The 14,478-nt window shown below is 60.3% G+C and carries 12 protein-coding genes and 2 pseudogenes; 9 read left to right on the top strand and 5 right to left on the bottom strand.

The window, feature by feature from the left end; translation table 11 throughout:
* The first annotated feature begins 147 nt into the window (after positions 1–147).
* The 4 genes and pseudogenes from rfbC to E3W21_RS10205 all read left to right on the top strand — a co-directional run bounded on the left by rfbC (position 148) and on the right by E3W21_RS10205 (position 4,460).
* Positions 148–693: a dTDP-4-dehydrorhamnose 3,5-epimerase gene (gene rfbC, locus E3W21_RS10220; RefSeq protein WP_134419556.1), complete on the top strand. Its 546-nt coding sequence runs from the start codon at positions 148–150 to the stop codon at positions 691–693.
* A 106-nt stretch (positions 694–799) separates the two neighbouring features.
* A complete protein-coding gene (locus E3W21_RS10215; protein WP_134419554.1) occupies positions 800–2,608 on the top strand; it encodes an ATP-binding protein in 1,809 nt (602 codons plus the stop codon).
* Positions 2,605–3,996, top strand: coding sequence for a sigma-54 dependent transcriptional regulator (locus E3W21_RS10210; protein ID WP_134419552.1), 1,392 nt, complete (start codon positions 2,605–2,607; stop codon positions 3,994–3,996). The genes E3W21_RS10215 and E3W21_RS10210 overlap by 4 nt, the downstream gene beginning before the upstream one ends.
* 40 nt (positions 3,997–4,036) lie before the next feature.
* Positions 4,037–4,460: pseudogene (locus tag E3W21_RS10205) on the top strand (YiiD C-terminal domain-containing protein).
* A 113-nt stretch (positions 4,461–4,573) separates the two neighbouring features.
* On the opposite strand, the gene cysQ reads toward E3W21_RS10205, so the two are convergent.
* Both cysQ and nudE read right to left on the bottom strand, forming a co-directional pair.
* A complete protein-coding gene (gene cysQ, locus E3W21_RS10200) occupies positions 4,574–5,401 on the bottom strand; it encodes a 3'(2'),5'-bisphosphate nucleotidase CysQ (RefSeq protein WP_134419550.1) in 828 nt (275 codons plus the stop codon).
* Positions 5,398–5,964: an ADP compounds hydrolase NudE gene (gene nudE / locus E3W21_RS10195; RefSeq protein WP_033058385.1), complete on the bottom strand. Its 567-nt coding sequence runs from the start codon at positions 5,962–5,964 to the stop codon at positions 5,398–5,400. Before nudE ends, cysQ begins: the two co-directional genes overlap by 4 nt.
* A 233-nt stretch (positions 5,965–6,197) precedes the next feature.
* Between nudE and yrfG the strand changes: the two genes are divergently transcribed.
* Positions 6,198–6,860, top strand: coding sequence for a GMP/IMP nucleotidase (gene yrfG, locus E3W21_RS10190; protein WP_134419548.1), 663 nt, complete (start codon positions 6,198–6,200; stop codon positions 6,858–6,860).
* Between the two features lie 56 nt (positions 6,861–6,916).
* On the opposite strand, the gene lysM is transcribed toward yrfG, so the two are convergent.
* Positions 6,917–7,357 (bottom strand): peptidoglycan-binding protein LysM, encoded by a 441-nt coding sequence (lysM, locus tag E3W21_RS10185; RefSeq protein WP_134419546.1) that lies wholly within the window; start codon positions 7,355–7,357, stop codon positions 6,917–6,919.
* A 136-nt stretch (positions 7,358–7,493) separates the two neighbouring features.
* Here lysM and E3W21_RS10180 point away from each other — a divergent pair, with 136 nt between their 5' ends.
* From E3W21_RS10180 to E3W21_RS10165, 4 genes are all read left to right on the top strand, one after another.
* Positions 7,494–8,381 carry a LysR family transcriptional regulator gene (locus E3W21_RS10180; RefSeq protein ID WP_134419544.1) on the top strand — a complete coding sequence of 296 codons (888 nt, stop codon included), beginning with the start codon at positions 7,494–7,496 and terminating at the stop codon, positions 8,379–8,381.
* Positions 8,382–8,475: 94 nt separating this feature from the next.
* The gene (gene fdhD / locus E3W21_RS10175) at positions 8,476–9,315 is read left to right on the top strand and encodes a formate dehydrogenase accessory sulfurtransferase FdhD (protein ID WP_134419542.1); all 840 of its coding nucleotides are present in this window, start codon (positions 8,476–8,478) and stop codon (positions 9,313–9,315) included.
* Positions 9,312–11,660 carry an FdhF/YdeP family oxidoreductase gene (locus tag E3W21_RS10170; protein WP_134419540.1) on the top strand — a complete coding sequence of 783 codons (2,349 nt, stop codon included), beginning with the start codon at positions 9,312–9,314 and terminating at the stop codon, positions 11,658–11,660. The genes fdhD and E3W21_RS10170 overlap by 4 nt, the downstream gene beginning before the upstream one ends.
* Positions 11,661–12,014: 354 nt before the next feature.
* Complete coding sequence (locus E3W21_RS10165; RefSeq protein ID WP_134419538.1) at positions 12,015–12,503, top strand: glycine zipper domain-containing protein; 489 nt, start codon at positions 12,015–12,017, stop codon at positions 12,501–12,503.
* A 69-nt stretch (positions 12,504–12,572) separates the two neighbouring features.
* On the opposite strand, the gene E3W21_RS10160 is transcribed toward E3W21_RS10165, so the two are convergent.
* Together E3W21_RS10160 and E3W21_RS10155 are read right to left on the bottom strand one after the other, a co-directional pair.
* Positions 12,573–13,004 (bottom strand): thioesterase family protein, encoded by a 432-nt coding sequence (locus E3W21_RS10160; RefSeq protein WP_129439396.1) that lies wholly within the window; start codon positions 13,002–13,004, stop codon positions 12,573–12,575.
* A 178-nt stretch (positions 13,005–13,182) separates the two neighbouring features.
* Positions 13,183–14,409: pseudogene (locus E3W21_RS10155) on the bottom strand (3-hydroxyacyl-CoA dehydrogenase NAD-binding domain-containing protein).
* Positions 14,410–14,478 lie beyond the last annotated feature (69 nt).

The raw sequence follows: 14,478 nt of genomic DNA, 5'->3' as shown, positions 1-14,478 counted from the left end.
TTGGACGATACGCAACCCCTTCCTCCTCCCTGTCACCCACCTGATGTTCGACGGCGTCAGTCGGATCAGGAAAAAACACGCGCCACTCGCCCCGGCCGCCAGTTTGCGCAAGAATGTCCCGATCAAGCCTATTACTGGAGAAAGACCATGAAAGTAGTCACCACCGACCTTCCCGGTGTTCTGATCATCGAACCCAAGGTATTTGGTGACGAGCGCGGTTTCTTCTATGAAAGCTTCAATGCCAAGTCTTTCAAAGAAGCGACGGGCCTGGAGACGAATTTCGTTCAAGACAACCACTCCCGCTCGCAAAAAGGCGTATTGCGCGGCCTGCATTACCAACTGGAAAACACTCAGGGCAAACTGGTTCGCGTCACAGTGGGTGAAGTACTCGACGTGGCGGTGGACATTCGCCGCAGCTCGCCACATTTCGGCAAATGGGTGGCCGTGCGTCTGTCCGCCGAGAATCATCGCCAACTCTGGGTCCCGGAGGGGTTCGCCCACGGTTTCGTGGTGTTGAGCGAGTTCGCCGAATTCCTCTACAAAACCACCGACTACTACACACCGTCCGCCGAGCGCAGCATTCGCTGGGACGACCCGGACCTCGCCATCGATTGGCAACTGGATGAAGCACCGCAACTGTCCGGTAAAGATCAGGCCGCCGCGTTCTTCAAGGACGCTGACGTCTTTTCCTGAAACACCGTCTGAATCTTCACCGCGCAAGCGTGCCTGACCCACGGCGCGCAGACTGCGCCCGCAAGCCTAGGCATAATGCGCCTGTACCCACAGGCGCTCGATGCTCATGACTCCAACCCTCCCCCGCAGACCCCGCTGGCGCAGCCTGGCCCTGCTCGCGCTGTGCCTGGCGCCATTGCTGTGGCCGCTGGAGCATCTGGCCGAGCGTTACTACCGCAGCGAACTGGCCGGGCAGAACCGTCAGACCCTTGACCTTTACGTCGCCAACCTGCTGGGTACCCTGCACCGTTATGAAGTGTTGCCGCAAATCCTCGGCGATCTGCCGGCCCTGCGAGCCGTCCTCGGCGCGCCCGACGATGGCGTCACCCAAGGCAACGCCAATCGCTTGTTGAAAAATATCAGCGCCCAGACTGGCGCCGAAGTCATGTACCTGATGGACACCACGGGCAAGACCCTGGCCGCGTCCAATTGGGACAAACACGACAGTTTCGTCGGGCGTAATTTTTCCTTCCGGCCGTATTTCAGCGAAGCCATGGCCGGGCGGCTTGGGCGCTTTTTCGGTTTGGGCACAACCTCGGCCAAGCGTGGCTATTTCTTCGCCGCCGCCGTGCGTAACGGCGAAAAGATCATCGGCGTGCTGGTGGTCAAGGTCGACCTAGACCACACCGAAAGCCTCTGGGGCAAAACCCCGGAACAACTGCTGCTGACCGACCATAACGGGGTGGTCATTCTCACGTCGCGGCCCGAGTGGCGATTCCGCTCGACCCGCCCGTTGGGCGAAGAGGAAAGAAAGGCAATCACCGCGATTCAACCTTATCCGACCCGTGATCCCAAACCATTGCGGCTCAACCCCAACGCCTGGCTGACACAAACCCAGCCAATCGCAGAAACCGGTTGGAACGTCAGCATCCTCGCCCCCCGCACCCTGATCGATCGCCCGGTACGCACGGTCGTCGCCATCGGCGGCGCGACATTGTTGGTCTTGATGTTGCTGCTGGGTCTGATGATGCAGCGACGCCGTCATTACCTCGAACGAATCGCCTTCGAAGCCAAGGCCCGTCGCGAGCTGGAAGGCCGGGTAGCCGAGCGGACCAGCGACCTCGAAGGCCTCAACCGTCGACTGAAACAGGAAGTGCTGGAACGCGAACAGGCCCAGCAAGAGCTGGTTCGCGCTCAGGATGATCTGGTGCAGGCCGGCAAACTGTCGGCCCTTGGCACCATGTCGGCGAGCATCAGCCACGAATTGAATCAACCGCTGGCGGCGATCCGCAGCTACGCAGAAAACGCCGAGGTGCTGCTCGATCATCAGCGCACCGACGATGCGCGCGGCAACCTCAAGCTGATCAGCGAACTGACCGGGCGAATGGCCTCGATCATCGCCCACCTGCGCGCCTTCGCCCGGCGCGATCGCCACGCCCCGGAAAGCGTCGCCCTCCAACCGGCGCTGGACGATGCGCTGGCGCTGCTGGCCAAGCGTCGACGCAGCATGGAAGTCGAGCTGATCCGCGACTTGCCGGCCGCCACCCTGTGGGTCGAGGCCGGGGAAACCCGTCTGCGTCAGGTGCTCGGCAATCTGCTGGCCAACGCCTTGGACGCCCTGACGGAAAAAGGCCCGCCGCGTAAGCTCTGGTTGAGTGCCCAAACCACTGCCGACGGCGTCAATCTGTACATTCGCGACAATGGCCCCGGGTTCTGCCTGGAGGCACTTGGCCGCGCCAGTGAGCCCTTCTACACCACCAAGACCCGCACTCAGGGGCTTGGGTTGGGGCTGGCGATTTGCGAAACCCTGATGCGTGCCTTCGGTGGTGAACTGTCGTTCGCCAACCACAAGGAAGGTGGCGCCCTGATTACCCTGAAGCTGCGTGCAGGCGCACCGGGTGTGAGCCTGCAACCGTCCGAGGACCGAAGTGCATGACCATCGACAACCGCATCCAGGTCGTGCTGATCGACGACGATCCGCACCTGCGTCAAGCCCTGAGCCAGACCCTGGACCTCGCCGGCCTGAAAATTCTGCCACTGGCCGAAGCCAAGGGCCTGGCCGCGCAACTGGAACGCGACTGGCCCGGCGTGGTGGTCAGTGACATCCGCATGCCGGGCATGGACGGTCTCGAATTGCTGACTGAACTGCATGCCCAGGACCCGGAACTGCCAGTGCTGCTGATCACTGGTCACGGCGATGTGCCGCTGGCGGTGCAGGCCATGCGCGCCGGGGCTTATGACTTTCTGGAAAAACCCTTCGCCAGCGACGCCCTGCTCGACAGCGTGCGCCGCGCCCTGGCCCTGCGCCGGCTGGTGCTGGACAACCGCAGCCTGCGTCTGGCCCTGAGCGATCGCAATGAGCTGAGCACCCGACTGGTCGGGCAATCGGCGCCGATGCTGCGCCTGCGCGAGCAGATCGGTGCATTGGCAGCGACCAAGGCCGATGTGCTGATCCTTGGCGAAACCGGCGCCGGTAAAGAAGTTGTCGCACGTGCGTTGCACGATCTGTCGAGCCGTCGTAACGGTCCGTTTGTAGCAATCAATGCCGGCGCCCTGGCCGAGTCGGTAGTCGAAAGCGAGCTGTTCGGTCACGAGCCAGGCGCCTTTACCGGCGCGCAAAAGCGTCGCATCGGCAAGTTCGAGTTCGCCAATGGCGGCACATTATTCCTCGATGAAATCGAAAGCATGAGCCTGGATGTGCAGGTGAAATTGCTGCGTTTGCTGCAAGAGCGGGTGGTCGAGCGCTTGGGCGGCAATCAGCTGATCCCGTTGGACATCCGCATCATCGCTGCGACCAAGGAAGACCTGCGTCAATCCGCCGATCAGGGCCGCTTCCGTGCCGACTTGTATTACCGCCTGAACGTCGCACCGCTGCGTATTCCACCGCTGCGCGAGCGTGGCGAAGATGCGCTGATGCTGTTCCAGCACTTTGCCGACGAAGCCAGCGCTCGCCATGGCCTACCGCCCCACGAGTTGCAACCGGGACAACGCGCCCTGCTGCTGCGCCACACCTGGCCGGGTAACGTGCGGGAATTGCAGAACGCCGCCGAACGCTTTGCCCTGGGCCTGGAACTGGCCCTGGACAATAACGCAGCAGATGGCGCTGTAGGCATGACGGTCGAAGTGGTCAGCGGCGGTCTCAGCGAACAAGTGGAAAACTTCGAGAAGAGCTTGATCGCCGCCGAACTGGCGCGTTCTCACAGCTCGGTGCGCAGCCTCGCCGAAGCGCTTGGCATCCCACGCAAGACCTTGCACGACAAGCTGCGCAAACACGGGCTGAACTTCGCCGACGGTGGCAGCAGCCACACCGAGGAACCCGATTGAGCTACCGTCAAATCATCATCTTCAAACAAGAGATCCGTGCATGAGCCGCGACAGCCATCATCTGGAATCAGTCCTCCATCGCGACATTCCCCTGACGCGGGACATGGGCCTCAAAGTGCTCGACTGGCACGACCAACAACTGCGCCTGCACTTGCCGCTGGAGGCCAACGCTGTATTGCGGCGCGGTGCTGGCCGGTTGGGGTTGGTTGCATCTGCGTTTGCGTGAAGAAGGGGTTGAAGGCGGGCACATCGTGATTCAGGAAGGACAGATCAGCTATCCGCTGCCGGTGACCATGGACGCGACAGCGATTTGCCATGCGCCGAGTGCGGCGGTGTGGAAGAAGTTTTTGGCGATGTATGTGCGGTATGGGAGAGCGCGGTTGACACTGCATTCACGGATTGTGAATGCCGACAGTGATGACGATGCGGTGAAGTTTACGGGGCAGTACGTCCTTCACCGCTAAAGCAAAAGATCGCAGCCTCGTTTCACTCGACAGCTCCTACAGAGAAACGCGCCGCCCCCTGTAGGAGCTGTGTAGGAGCTGTCGAGTGAAACGAGGCTGCGATCTTTTGATCTTCAACCCCGAGCCAAAGCCAACAACTTTTCCCGCCACACAGCCTTCGCCGGCAGCGCCAGGAAAAATGCATTCAACAACGACTCCCGCGCCGGATAACTAAACGGCGCACCGCTCAAATCCAGCACCTCACCGCCCGCCCCTTCCAGCACGCCTTGCGCCGCCGCCGTGTCCCACTGCGAAGTCGGCGCCAACCGCGGATAACAATCCGCCGCCCCCTCCGCCAACAAACAGAACTTCAGCGAACTGCCGATATTGGCCAATTGCAGCTCACCCAGACTGTCGCTCAACCCGGCCAGCAAGCGCTCCTGCTCAGGACTCGAATGCCGACGACTGGCAACCACGGTAAACGCTTCACCCTCAGCAGGAACCTCGCGAACCTGAATCGGCAAAGGCTCCGCGTCTTTATCGCCACGCCACGCGCCCAGACCCGCACCACCGACGTAGAAGCGTCCGTTGGTCGGCATCGACACCACGCCAAACACCACACGCCCCTGCTCGATCAGCGCGATGTTGACGGTAAATTCTTCGCTACCGGAAATGAACTCCTTGGTTCCGTCCAGCGGGTCCACCAGCCACCAACGCTGCCACCCGGCGCGCACGCTCTGGGGAATGTTGGCATCTTCTTCGGACAACACCGGGATGTTCGGGTCCAGCGCCGTCAGCCCGGCCAGGATCACATGGTGAGCGGCCATGTCGGCGGCCGTCACCGGAGAATCATCGGATTTTGCAGTCACGGCGACGTTGGCACGCCAAAACGGCAGAATCGCTTCACCGGCTTTCAGCGCCAGTTCAACAACAGGCGCCATCAACGGATGGGGGAAAATCATGGCTGGAACACTCCACGCTGAGTCAGTAGATCACGGGCCAGATACAGTGCTGCCAATGCGCGGCCCTCAGTGAATCGCGGGTTCTGGGCCAGGGCCGACAACTCACGCAGGTTGATTTTGTCCACGCCCATCGGCTCGGGCTCATCGCCTTCAAGGCTTTCTTCGTACAGATCAGTGGCCAACACCACCTGGATCTTCTGGCTCATGTAACCGGGCGACAACGACAACTCAGTCAAATGCTCCAGTTGCCGCGCGCCGTACCCGGCCTCTTCCTTGAGCTCCCGCTCGGCTGCCGCCAGCACGTCCTCGCCCGGCTCGATCAAGCCTTTGGGCAAGGACAGCTCGTATTCATCGGTGCCGCCGCAATACTCTTCAACCAGCACCGCGTGGTCCGCATCAAGCATCGCCACGATCATCACCGCGCCATAACCGGCGCCCTTGCCCACCAGTCGCTCATACGTACGCTCCACGCCATTGGAAAAGCGCAACTTCAGCTCTTCGACGCAGAACAAACGGCTGGTGGCGACGATCTCGCGGGCGAGGATGGTGGGTTTCTGGCGCATAAGAAGCTCCTTGGCGTGAACGCGTTACTATACAGGCTGATTGAAAGCTGCTGCGCTCGGGATTGCTGCGTCAAAAACAGGCTCGGACGGGTCATTTACAACTCGTAAACTCCCCGTCCTCGCCTGTTTTTTCCTTGCACTCCCTTCGCTCGCGACGCTTTCAAACCAGCCTTTACCCGGCCTATCCTGATTGTTTACGTCGGATATCTTTTTTACCGCTGGAGAAGTTTTTTATGTCCCTGCTGCCCTGGCGCGACATCGACACCGTTCTGCTGGATATGGACGGCACGCTGCTGGACCTGCATTACGACAACCATTTCTGGATGGAACACCTGCCCCAGCGTTACGCCGAATTGCACGGGGTGAGTCGGGCCATGGCCGAGATGGAATTGCAGCCGTTGTTCGAACGCAACGCCGGCCAGTTGCAGTGGTATTGCCTGGATTTCTGGAGCGCCGAGCTCAAACTGCCGGTGCGCGAACTGAAACTGGAAACCGCGCACCTGATCGCCTTGCGACCGGACGCGGACACCTTTCTGGCCGCCATCAAACAGGCCGGCAAGCGCGTGGTGCTAATCACCAATGCACACCGCGATTCGCTGTCATTGAAACTGGAAAGAATCGAACTGGCGCCGTACTTCGAGCGGTTGATCAGTTCCCACGATTACGGGTTCGCCAAGGAAAACCCGCAATTCTGGGATGCCCTGCAGGCGGACATCCGTTTCGACCCGGCGCGCAGTCTGTTTATCGACGACACCTTGCCAATTCTGCGTAGCGCGCGGAATTTTGGTGTGGCGCACCTGTTGGCGGTGAGTGAGCCGGACAGCCGCAAAGGGCCGAAGGACACGGCCGAGTTTGCGGCGGTGGGGGATTATCGGGAGTTGATCGAAGGGCTTTAGACCGAGTCGCCTGCTTCGCGAGCAAGCCCGCGAAGGCCATCACACGGTCCTGAGGCTTACTCAGGAATCCGCAACGACTGCCCCGGATAGATCTTGTTTACGTCCTTGAGCATCGGTTTGTTAGCATCGAAGATTTTTTGATATTTGTTGGCATCGCCATACACGCGCAAGGAAATCGCGCTGAGGGTGTCGCCTTTCACGACCGTTACAAACTTCGCGGCGACAGCCACCGGCCCGGTCACGGTGATCTGGTCATCCACACTACCAACACCGGCAATATTGCCCACCGCCAGCAGGATTTTTTCCTTCTCTTCCTGACTGCCGACTTCGCCGGTCACGGTGACTTTGTCGCCATCCACCGTTGCCTGCACATTCGGGTTACCCAGGCCGACCTTGCTGATGTGTTCCTTCAACTGCTCGCTGGCATTGGCGTTGCCTGGCGTCAGCAGATCGATAAGTTTTTCGCCTGCTTCTTTAACAAAGCTAAAAATACTCATGGTGCACTCTCCTTGGGTTTTGGGTTCCAGACGCAAAAGCCTAGACCAAGGCTGTCACTTGCGGTTCCAACCCGACCAATGACGCCGCTTCCCCCCAAGCGCTAGAATCCGAACTTTCCCGCGCCCTGGAGCGAAGATGGACATCAAGCAACTGAAATTCCTCATCGCCCTCGACGAAACCCGGCATTTCGGCCAGGCCGCCGCGCGTTGTCATATTACCCAGCCGACCCTGTCCATGCGCCTGCGCAGCCTCGAAGAAGAACTCGAGTTGCCGCTGGTCAATCGCGGTCAGCGCTTCGAAGGTTTCACCGCACCGGGTGAACGGGTGCTGGCCTGGGCGCGCACCGTGCTGGCGGCCTACGACGGCTTGCAGGCCGAGGCGGCGGCCTGTCGCGGCAATCTGGTCGGTACGTTGCGTCTGGGCGTGGTGCCGCTGTCGAGTTTCGATCCGCTGCCGCTGATGCAACGCCTGCACGCCGAACACCCGAACCTGCGCTTCGAACTCTCAGCCCTGAGTTCTGAACAAATCCTCGAACAACTGGCGAACAATCGCCTGGATCTGGGCGTTTCGTACCTGGAGCGACTGGACGGCGAACGCTTCAATTCCCTGGCGTTCAGCGAAACCCGCATGGGCCTGCTCTACGATCAGCGCTTCTTCAGTTTCGGCGAGGCGCCGCTGAGTTGGGAATCGCTGATCGAACTCCCGCTGGGCATGCTCACCAGCGGCATGCATTTTCGGCAGTCCATCGACCACAACTTCCACAGTCGCGGCCTCACCCCGCAGCCGTTGCTGCAAACCGATGCCGTCCACCAATTGTTACAAGCGGTGCACGGCGGATTCTGCTGCGCCGTGATGCCGCTGGACGGAGGCCTGGAAAAACTCACCGATCATTTGCGCCTGCAACCCATCGAAAATGCTCAAACCCTCGCCCGGCTGGGGCTGATCCTGCGTCGCAGCGCCCCGCGTTCGGCGCTCGCGGAAGCCTGTTTCGCAATTCTTCAGCAATCGCTGCCAAGCTCTTGATCGACGCCATCTATCGGTAGATCAGTATTAGCGATTAGACGCGACAAGTTGACGCGCCTAGGCTTAAAGCAGCCTAAACCGTCGGTGATGCCTAATGAACGCCAAGCACCCTGTCTGCGCGGCGCCAGCCCTCGAAACGCCAGCGCCCGCCGCAAGCCAGACGTACAGTTACTGCGACCTTCAAGACACCGAATCAGCCAGCACCGCGCTGGCCGAAGAAGTCGCGTTGGCGATCGCTTATAACGGCATCAGTCAGGCGGTCATGTTGGTGACGCCGACGGACCTTGAAGACTTCATCGTCGGCTTCAGTCTCGGCAGCGGCATCATCGAAGACGCCTGCGATATCTATGACCTGCAACTCAGCGGCTCGGGTTCAGCGCAATACGCGCAAGTGACCATCGCCAACCGCGCCTTCTGGAACCTCAAGCAACAGCGTCGGCAAATGGCTGGCACCAGCGGTTGCGGACTCTGCGGTGTGGAAGCGGTGGAGCAGGCATTGCCAGACCTCAAGATCCTGCCCGGCGCACCCTTGCCGCCCGCCGAATGGCTCGATGGTTTACGTCAACGCATCAGTGCGTTTCAGCCTCTTGGCCAGTACTCCGGCGCGGTGCACGCCGCCGTGTTTATGAACAGTCAGGGCCAATTGCTGCTGGGCCGCGAAGACATCGGCCGACACAACGCCCTCGATAAGCTGATAGGCGGACTGATCCGTCAGAAAATCCCGACCACCGGCGGGCTGGTGATTGTCACCAGCCGTTGCAGCCTCGAATTGATCCAGAAAGTATTGCGCGCAGGTATCCAGACCCTGGTCAGCCTGTCGTCGCCTACGGGCCTTGCCGTGCAATGGGCCCGTCGCCACAACCTTAATCTCATCCACCTGCCGCAGAAAAGTGCGCCGCGGGTCTACAGCCCTGCGACGGAGAACCAAGCGTGAGTCAACATCGTCAAGCCGACCAGAAACCCGTCCCTCGCTACAAGCCCTACAAAGGCCCAGCCGGTGGCTGGGGCGCGCTGGCCAGCGTTGCCCGGGCCTGGTTGACCAGCGACAACGCGCTGAAAAACCTGCGCATGATGCTCAAGACCAACAAGAACGGCGGGTTCGACTGCCCCGGTTGCGCCTGGGGCGACTCCAACGAAGCCGGCATGGTGGCGTTCTGCGAGAACGGCGCCAAAGCAGTGAACTGGGAAGCGACCAAACGCCGTGTCGACGGTGCGTTCTTTGCCAAACACAGCGTCAGTTCGTTGCTGGAACAAAGTGACTATTGGCTGGAATATCAGGGGCGTCTGACCGAGCCACTGCGCTACGACGCCGAGACCGATCGCTACAAACCCATCAGCTGGGAAGCGGCCTTCGCGCTGATCGGCAAACACCTGCAAGGGCTGTCGAGCCCGGATCAGGCCGAGTTCTACACCTCGGGCCGCGCCAGCAACGAAGCGGCGTACCTGTATCAATTGTTCGTGCGTGCCTACGGCACCAATAACTTCCCCGATTGCTCGAACATGTGCCACGAGGCCAGTGGTGTGGCCATGTCGCAAAGTGTCGGCGTCGGCAAAGGCACCGTCACCTTCGACGACTTCGAACACGCCGACGCGATTTTTGTCTGGGGTCAGAACCCTGGCACCAACCACCCACGGATGCTCGAACCGTTGCGCGAAGCGGTGAAACGCGGCGCTCAGGTGGTATGCATCAACCCTTTGAAGGAGCGCGGCCTGGAACGCTTCCAGCACCCGCAACACCCGATCGAAATGCTCACCAACGGCGACAAGCCGACCAACACCGCGTACTTCCGTCCGGCATTGGGCGGCGACATGGCGATCATGCGCGGCATGGCCAAGTTCCTGCTGCAGTGGGAGCGTGACGCACAGAAGGCGGGTGAGCCTGCCGTATTCGACCACGACTTCCTCAATGAACACAGTGTCAACGTGCTGGAATACCTGGGCATCGTCGACGACACCTCGTGGGAGCAGATCGTCGAACAATCCGGACTGACGCTGGTTGAAATCGAGCAAGCGGCGCGGATGTACGCCAAAGGCAAGAACGTGATCATGTGCTGGGCGATGGGCATCACACAGCATCGCCATTCGGTGGCGACCATCCAGGAAATCGCCAACCTGATGTTGCTGCGTGGCAACATCGGCCGCCCCGGCGCCGGTCTGTGCCCGGTGCGCGGCCACAGTAACGTGCAGGGCGACCGGACCATGGGCATCAACGAGCGTCCGCCGGGGGCGTTCCTCGACTCCCTGGAGCGTCGCTTCAAGTTCAAGGTGCCGCGTGAAAACGGTCACAACGTGGTCGAGGCGATCCATGCCATGGCTGACGGCCGCGCGAAAGTCTTTATCGGGCTGGGCGGTAACTTCGCCCAAGCCACCCCGGACAGCTCACGGACCTTCCAGGCCCTGAGCAACTGCGACCTGACCGTGCAAATCAGCACCAAGCTCAACCGCAGCCATTTGGCGCACGGTAAAGACGCGTTGATCCTGCCGTGCCTGGGTCGCACCGACATCGACATCCAGACCGAAGGCCCGCAAGCGGTGACCGTCGAAGACTCGTTCAGCATGGTTCACGCCTCCAACGGCCAGTTGCAGCCGCTGTCGAACCAGATGCGCTCCGAGCCGTCGATCATTGCCGGCATCGCCGCCGCGACCCTGGGCAGCAAACCGGTGGACTGGAACTGGCTGGTGGCCGATTACCGGCGCATCCGCGACCTGATCGCCGACACCATTGTTGGTTTCAAGGACTTCAACGAGAAGATCCAGAACCCGGGCGGGTTCTACCTCGGCAACAGCGCCGGTGCTCGCCGCTGGAATACCGCGTCGGGGCGCGCCAATTTCCGTCCGAACATCCTGCCTAAAGATCTGGTGCACGAGCGCACTCGCGCCACCGGCGTATTGCCAGACCTGATCATGCAGTCGATGCGCTCTCACGATCAGTACAACACCACGATTTATGGGCTTGATGACCGCTATCGCGGCGTGAAAGGCCAGCGTGATGTGTTGTTCGTCAACGAAGCCGACATCATTCGCCTGGGGTTCAAGCCAGGGCAAAAGGCTGACATCGTTTCGATCTGGGATGATGGACGTGAGCGTCGGGTGAAGGGCTTTACGCTGCTGGCGTTTGATATCCCTGCCGGGCAAGCGGCGGCTTACTACCCGGAAGTCAATCCGCTGGTGCCGCTGGAAAGCATCGGGGATGGCAGCCATACGCCGACATCGAAGTTTGTGGCGATCCGGTTGGAAGCGCCGAGTGCGACTGGATTGATTATGGCGAAGTCGGCGTAACGCGGCAGCAGGTCTGGCCCCTTCGCGAGCAAGCTCGCTCCCACAGTGGATCCTGGTTGAACACAAATACTATGCCCACTGAAGATCTAATGTGGGAGCGAGCTTGCTCGCGATAGCGGTGGAACATTCAACGAATTTCCGAATTGACTGCTTTTCCTTTCGCCCACAAAAAAGGCCGTTTTGCATGAAAACGGCCTATCCGAAGTAGCTAAAGACAGGCGAAAAATACTTAAGTTCCGGCTAAAAAACAGTAACTTATAGAAATGTGCTCAAGTCGTGCTACTCGTCGGATTTCGATTGTCACGACCATGACACAGCCTCAGGATCGCGCCGTCATCCCCTTGAGGTTCCTCTATGAAGTTCTCCTCGATTCTCTTGTTGTCCCTTAGCCTGGCTAGTGGCATCGCTTCTGCTGGCGGCACCGCTGAAGCAGGTGTGGGCGGCGCATTGGGCGGGGTTCTGGGCTCAGTCGTCGGTCAGTCACTAGGCGGCAATACAGGTTCCACCATCGGCGCGGCCCTGGGTGGCGCGGGTGGTAGCGCCGTCGGCGCAGACAGACGCAGCCGTGGCGAAGCCGCCATTGGCGGTGCGTTGGGCGCAGCAGGCGGTAACGTGGTCGGTCGCAGCATGGGCGGCACCTCCGGCAGTCTGATCGGCTCCGCAGCAGGCGGCGGCGCCGGTGGCGCGCTGGGTAACTACATGGGCAACAAGAGCGATGACGACGATCGTCGCTCCTATCGTCGTGGTTATGATGATGATGATCGTCGCTACTACCGTGACGGCCACCCGGGGCGCGGTCATGCCTATGGCCACCGCAAGCATCACCATCGCGATCGCGACTGAGGCTTGAATCGCCTCGCTTGCCGATGCATCAAAAAATCGCAGCCCAAGGGCTGCGATTTTTTTTGTCCGTCAAACCACCAACCGCTCCAGCGCCCCGCGCAACCCGGCAGGAATCGCCACCGGCTGATTAGAAGCCCGATCCACAAACACATGCACAAAGCGCCCTGCCGCGCAGGCTTCGTCTTCCCCGGCCTTGAACACTGCCAGCTCGTATTGCACCGAACTGTTGCCCAACTTGCCCACCCGCAAACCAATCTCGATCCGATCGGGGAAGGCAATGGAAGCAAAGTAATCGCAGGCCGAACTCACCACAAAGCCCACCACCTCGCCGTCATGGATATCCAGACCTCCGACTTCGATCAGGTAGGTGTTCACTGCCGTGTCGAAGAAGCTGTAGTAGGTGACGTTGTTGACGTGACCATAGGCGTCGTTGTCGTGCCAGCGGGTGGTGATAGGCTGGAAGTGGGGGTAGTCGGTGCGTTGGGGCATCGGGTTGGACATCAGCGTCGATTCCTGGAGTTGGATTGCCAGTCTAAGGCGAAAACCGCGTCGTACTCATCGCGAGCAAGCTCGCTCCCACAGTGAATCTCAGTCGTACACAAAATCTGTGCTCACTGAAGATCAAACTAATGTGGGAGCGAGCTTGCTCGCGATGAGGCCATCAGAGGCACTACTTCAATCAGCGCTCAGAAAACCCCTTGCCCACCGCCGCCAACTCCCCAATCAACCGTGCCGGATTCCACTGATCACCCTGCTTCGTCTCCAGCGCCAGCAACCGTTGGTGAATATCCGCCAGCCCTTGCTGATCCGCCCAAGCCATCGGCCCACCCTTGTCCGCCGGGAAGCCGTAGCCATTGAGGTACACCAGATCGATGTCGTGCGCCGATCCGGCAATCCCTTCCTGAAGGATCTTCGCACCCTCGTTGACCAGTGCCAGCAAGCAGCGCTCAAGAATCTCCTCGGGGCTTATCTCGCGACGCTGGAACCCCAGCTCTTCGCTGACCTTCAACACCAGCGCATCGACTTCAACATCGTGCTCAGCCTGGCGACTGCCCGACTCATAGTGGTAATAGCCAATGCCACTTTTCTGGCCGAAACGACCCAATTCGCACAGACGATTGTCCACCTGAACCTCAGGCGCATCCTGCCCTTTGCCGGCCAACTGCCGAGTGCGCCACTCCAGATCAATGCCGACCACGTCGTACATGCGGAACGGCCCCATGGCAAAACCAAAACCTTGCAGCACCGCATCGACCTGATGTGGATAAGCGCCTTCGAGCAGCATCTTGCGCGCTTCTAGCACATACGGATGCAGCATGCGGTTACCGATGAAACCATGGCAGTTGCCCGACACCACGCTGACTTAGTCCATGCGCTTGCCCAGTGCCAGAGCAGCCTCAAGCACCACCGGTAAAGTCTGCGCACCGCGAACGACTTCCAGCAACTTCATGATGTGCGCCGGGCTGAAGAAGTGCAGGCCCAGGACCTGTTGCGGACGGCGGGTGGCCGCGGCGATGGCGTCAATATCCAGCGCCGAGGTATTGCTGGCCAGAATCGCTTCAGGTTTGAGCAGATCGTCCAGCTCACGGAAGATTTTCTGCTTGAGTTCGAGGTTTTCGTACACTGCTTCGATGACCAGATCGACATCGCAGATCGCCGCGTAGTCAGCAGCCGCCGTTACCCGTGCTATGCGAGCGTCCGCTTCGGCCTGATCGATCCGTCCCTGACGCACGTTGTGGGCGTAGGTGTCCGCCACGGTAGCCAGCGCCTGTTCAAGCATCTGTGGATTGTTATCGACCCACTGCACCGGGACGCCGGCGTTGGCCAGACACATGACAATGCCACGGCCCATGGTGCCCGCGCCAATGACGGCGGCGCGCTGAATAGTGAACGGTGTCTGGCTCATAGTTGTTCTCTTGTTGGCGATCCAAAGACAGCCTTCACCATAGTCAGGCGCCGCGCATTTTTGAAATTT

The organism is Pseudomonas sp. F01002, from assembly GCF_004402115.1.
In the GTDB taxonomy this organism is placed as follows: domain Bacteria; phylum Pseudomonadota; class Gammaproteobacteria; order Pseudomonadales; family Pseudomonadaceae; genus Aquipseudomonas; species Aquipseudomonas frigoris.
Note: the sequence above shows the minus strand (reverse complement) of the source record. Positions and strands in the feature narration are given on the sequence as shown.

Excerpts from the sequence above, each read along its gene's own strand:
- lysM (WP_134419546.1), bottom strand. The coding sequence starts at position 7,357 with ATGAGTATTTTTAGCTTTGTTAAAGAAGCAGGCGAAAAACTTATCGAT.
- fdhD (WP_134419542.1), top strand. The coding sequence starts at position 8,476 with ATGAACGCCAAGCACCCTGTCTGCGCGGCGCCAGCCCTCGAAACGCCA.
- E3W21_RS10165 (WP_134419538.1), top strand. The coding sequence starts at position 12,015 with ATGAAGTTCTCCTCGATTCTCTTGTTGTCCCTTAGCCTGGCTAGTGGC.
- rfbC (WP_134419556.1), top strand. The coding sequence starts at position 148 with ATGAAAGTAGTCACCACCGACCTTCCCGGTGTTCTGATCATCGAACCC.
- E3W21_RS10160 (WP_129439396.1), bottom strand. The coding sequence starts at position 13,004 with ATGTCCAACCCGATGCCCCAACGCACCGACTACCCCCACTTCCAGCCT.
- cysQ (WP_134419550.1), bottom strand. The coding sequence starts at position 5,401 with ATGATTTTCCCCCATCCGTTGATGGCGCCTGTTGTTGAACTGGCGCTG.
- E3W21_RS10180 (WP_134419544.1), top strand. The coding sequence starts at position 7,494 with ATGGACATCAAGCAACTGAAATTCCTCATCGCCCTCGACGAAACCCGG.
- E3W21_RS10210 (WP_134419552.1), top strand. The coding sequence starts at position 2,605 with ATGACCATCGACAACCGCATCCAGGTCGTGCTGATCGACGACGATCCG.
- nudE (WP_033058385.1), bottom strand. The coding sequence starts at position 5,964 with ATGCGCCAGAAACCCACCATCCTCGCCCGCGAGATCGTCGCCACCAGC.
- yrfG (WP_134419548.1), top strand. The coding sequence starts at position 6,198 with ATGTCCCTGCTGCCCTGGCGCGACATCGACACCGTTCTGCTGGATATG.
- E3W21_RS10215 (WP_134419554.1), top strand. The coding sequence starts at position 800 with ATGACTCCAACCCTCCCCCGCAGACCCCGCTGGCGCAGCCTGGCCCTG.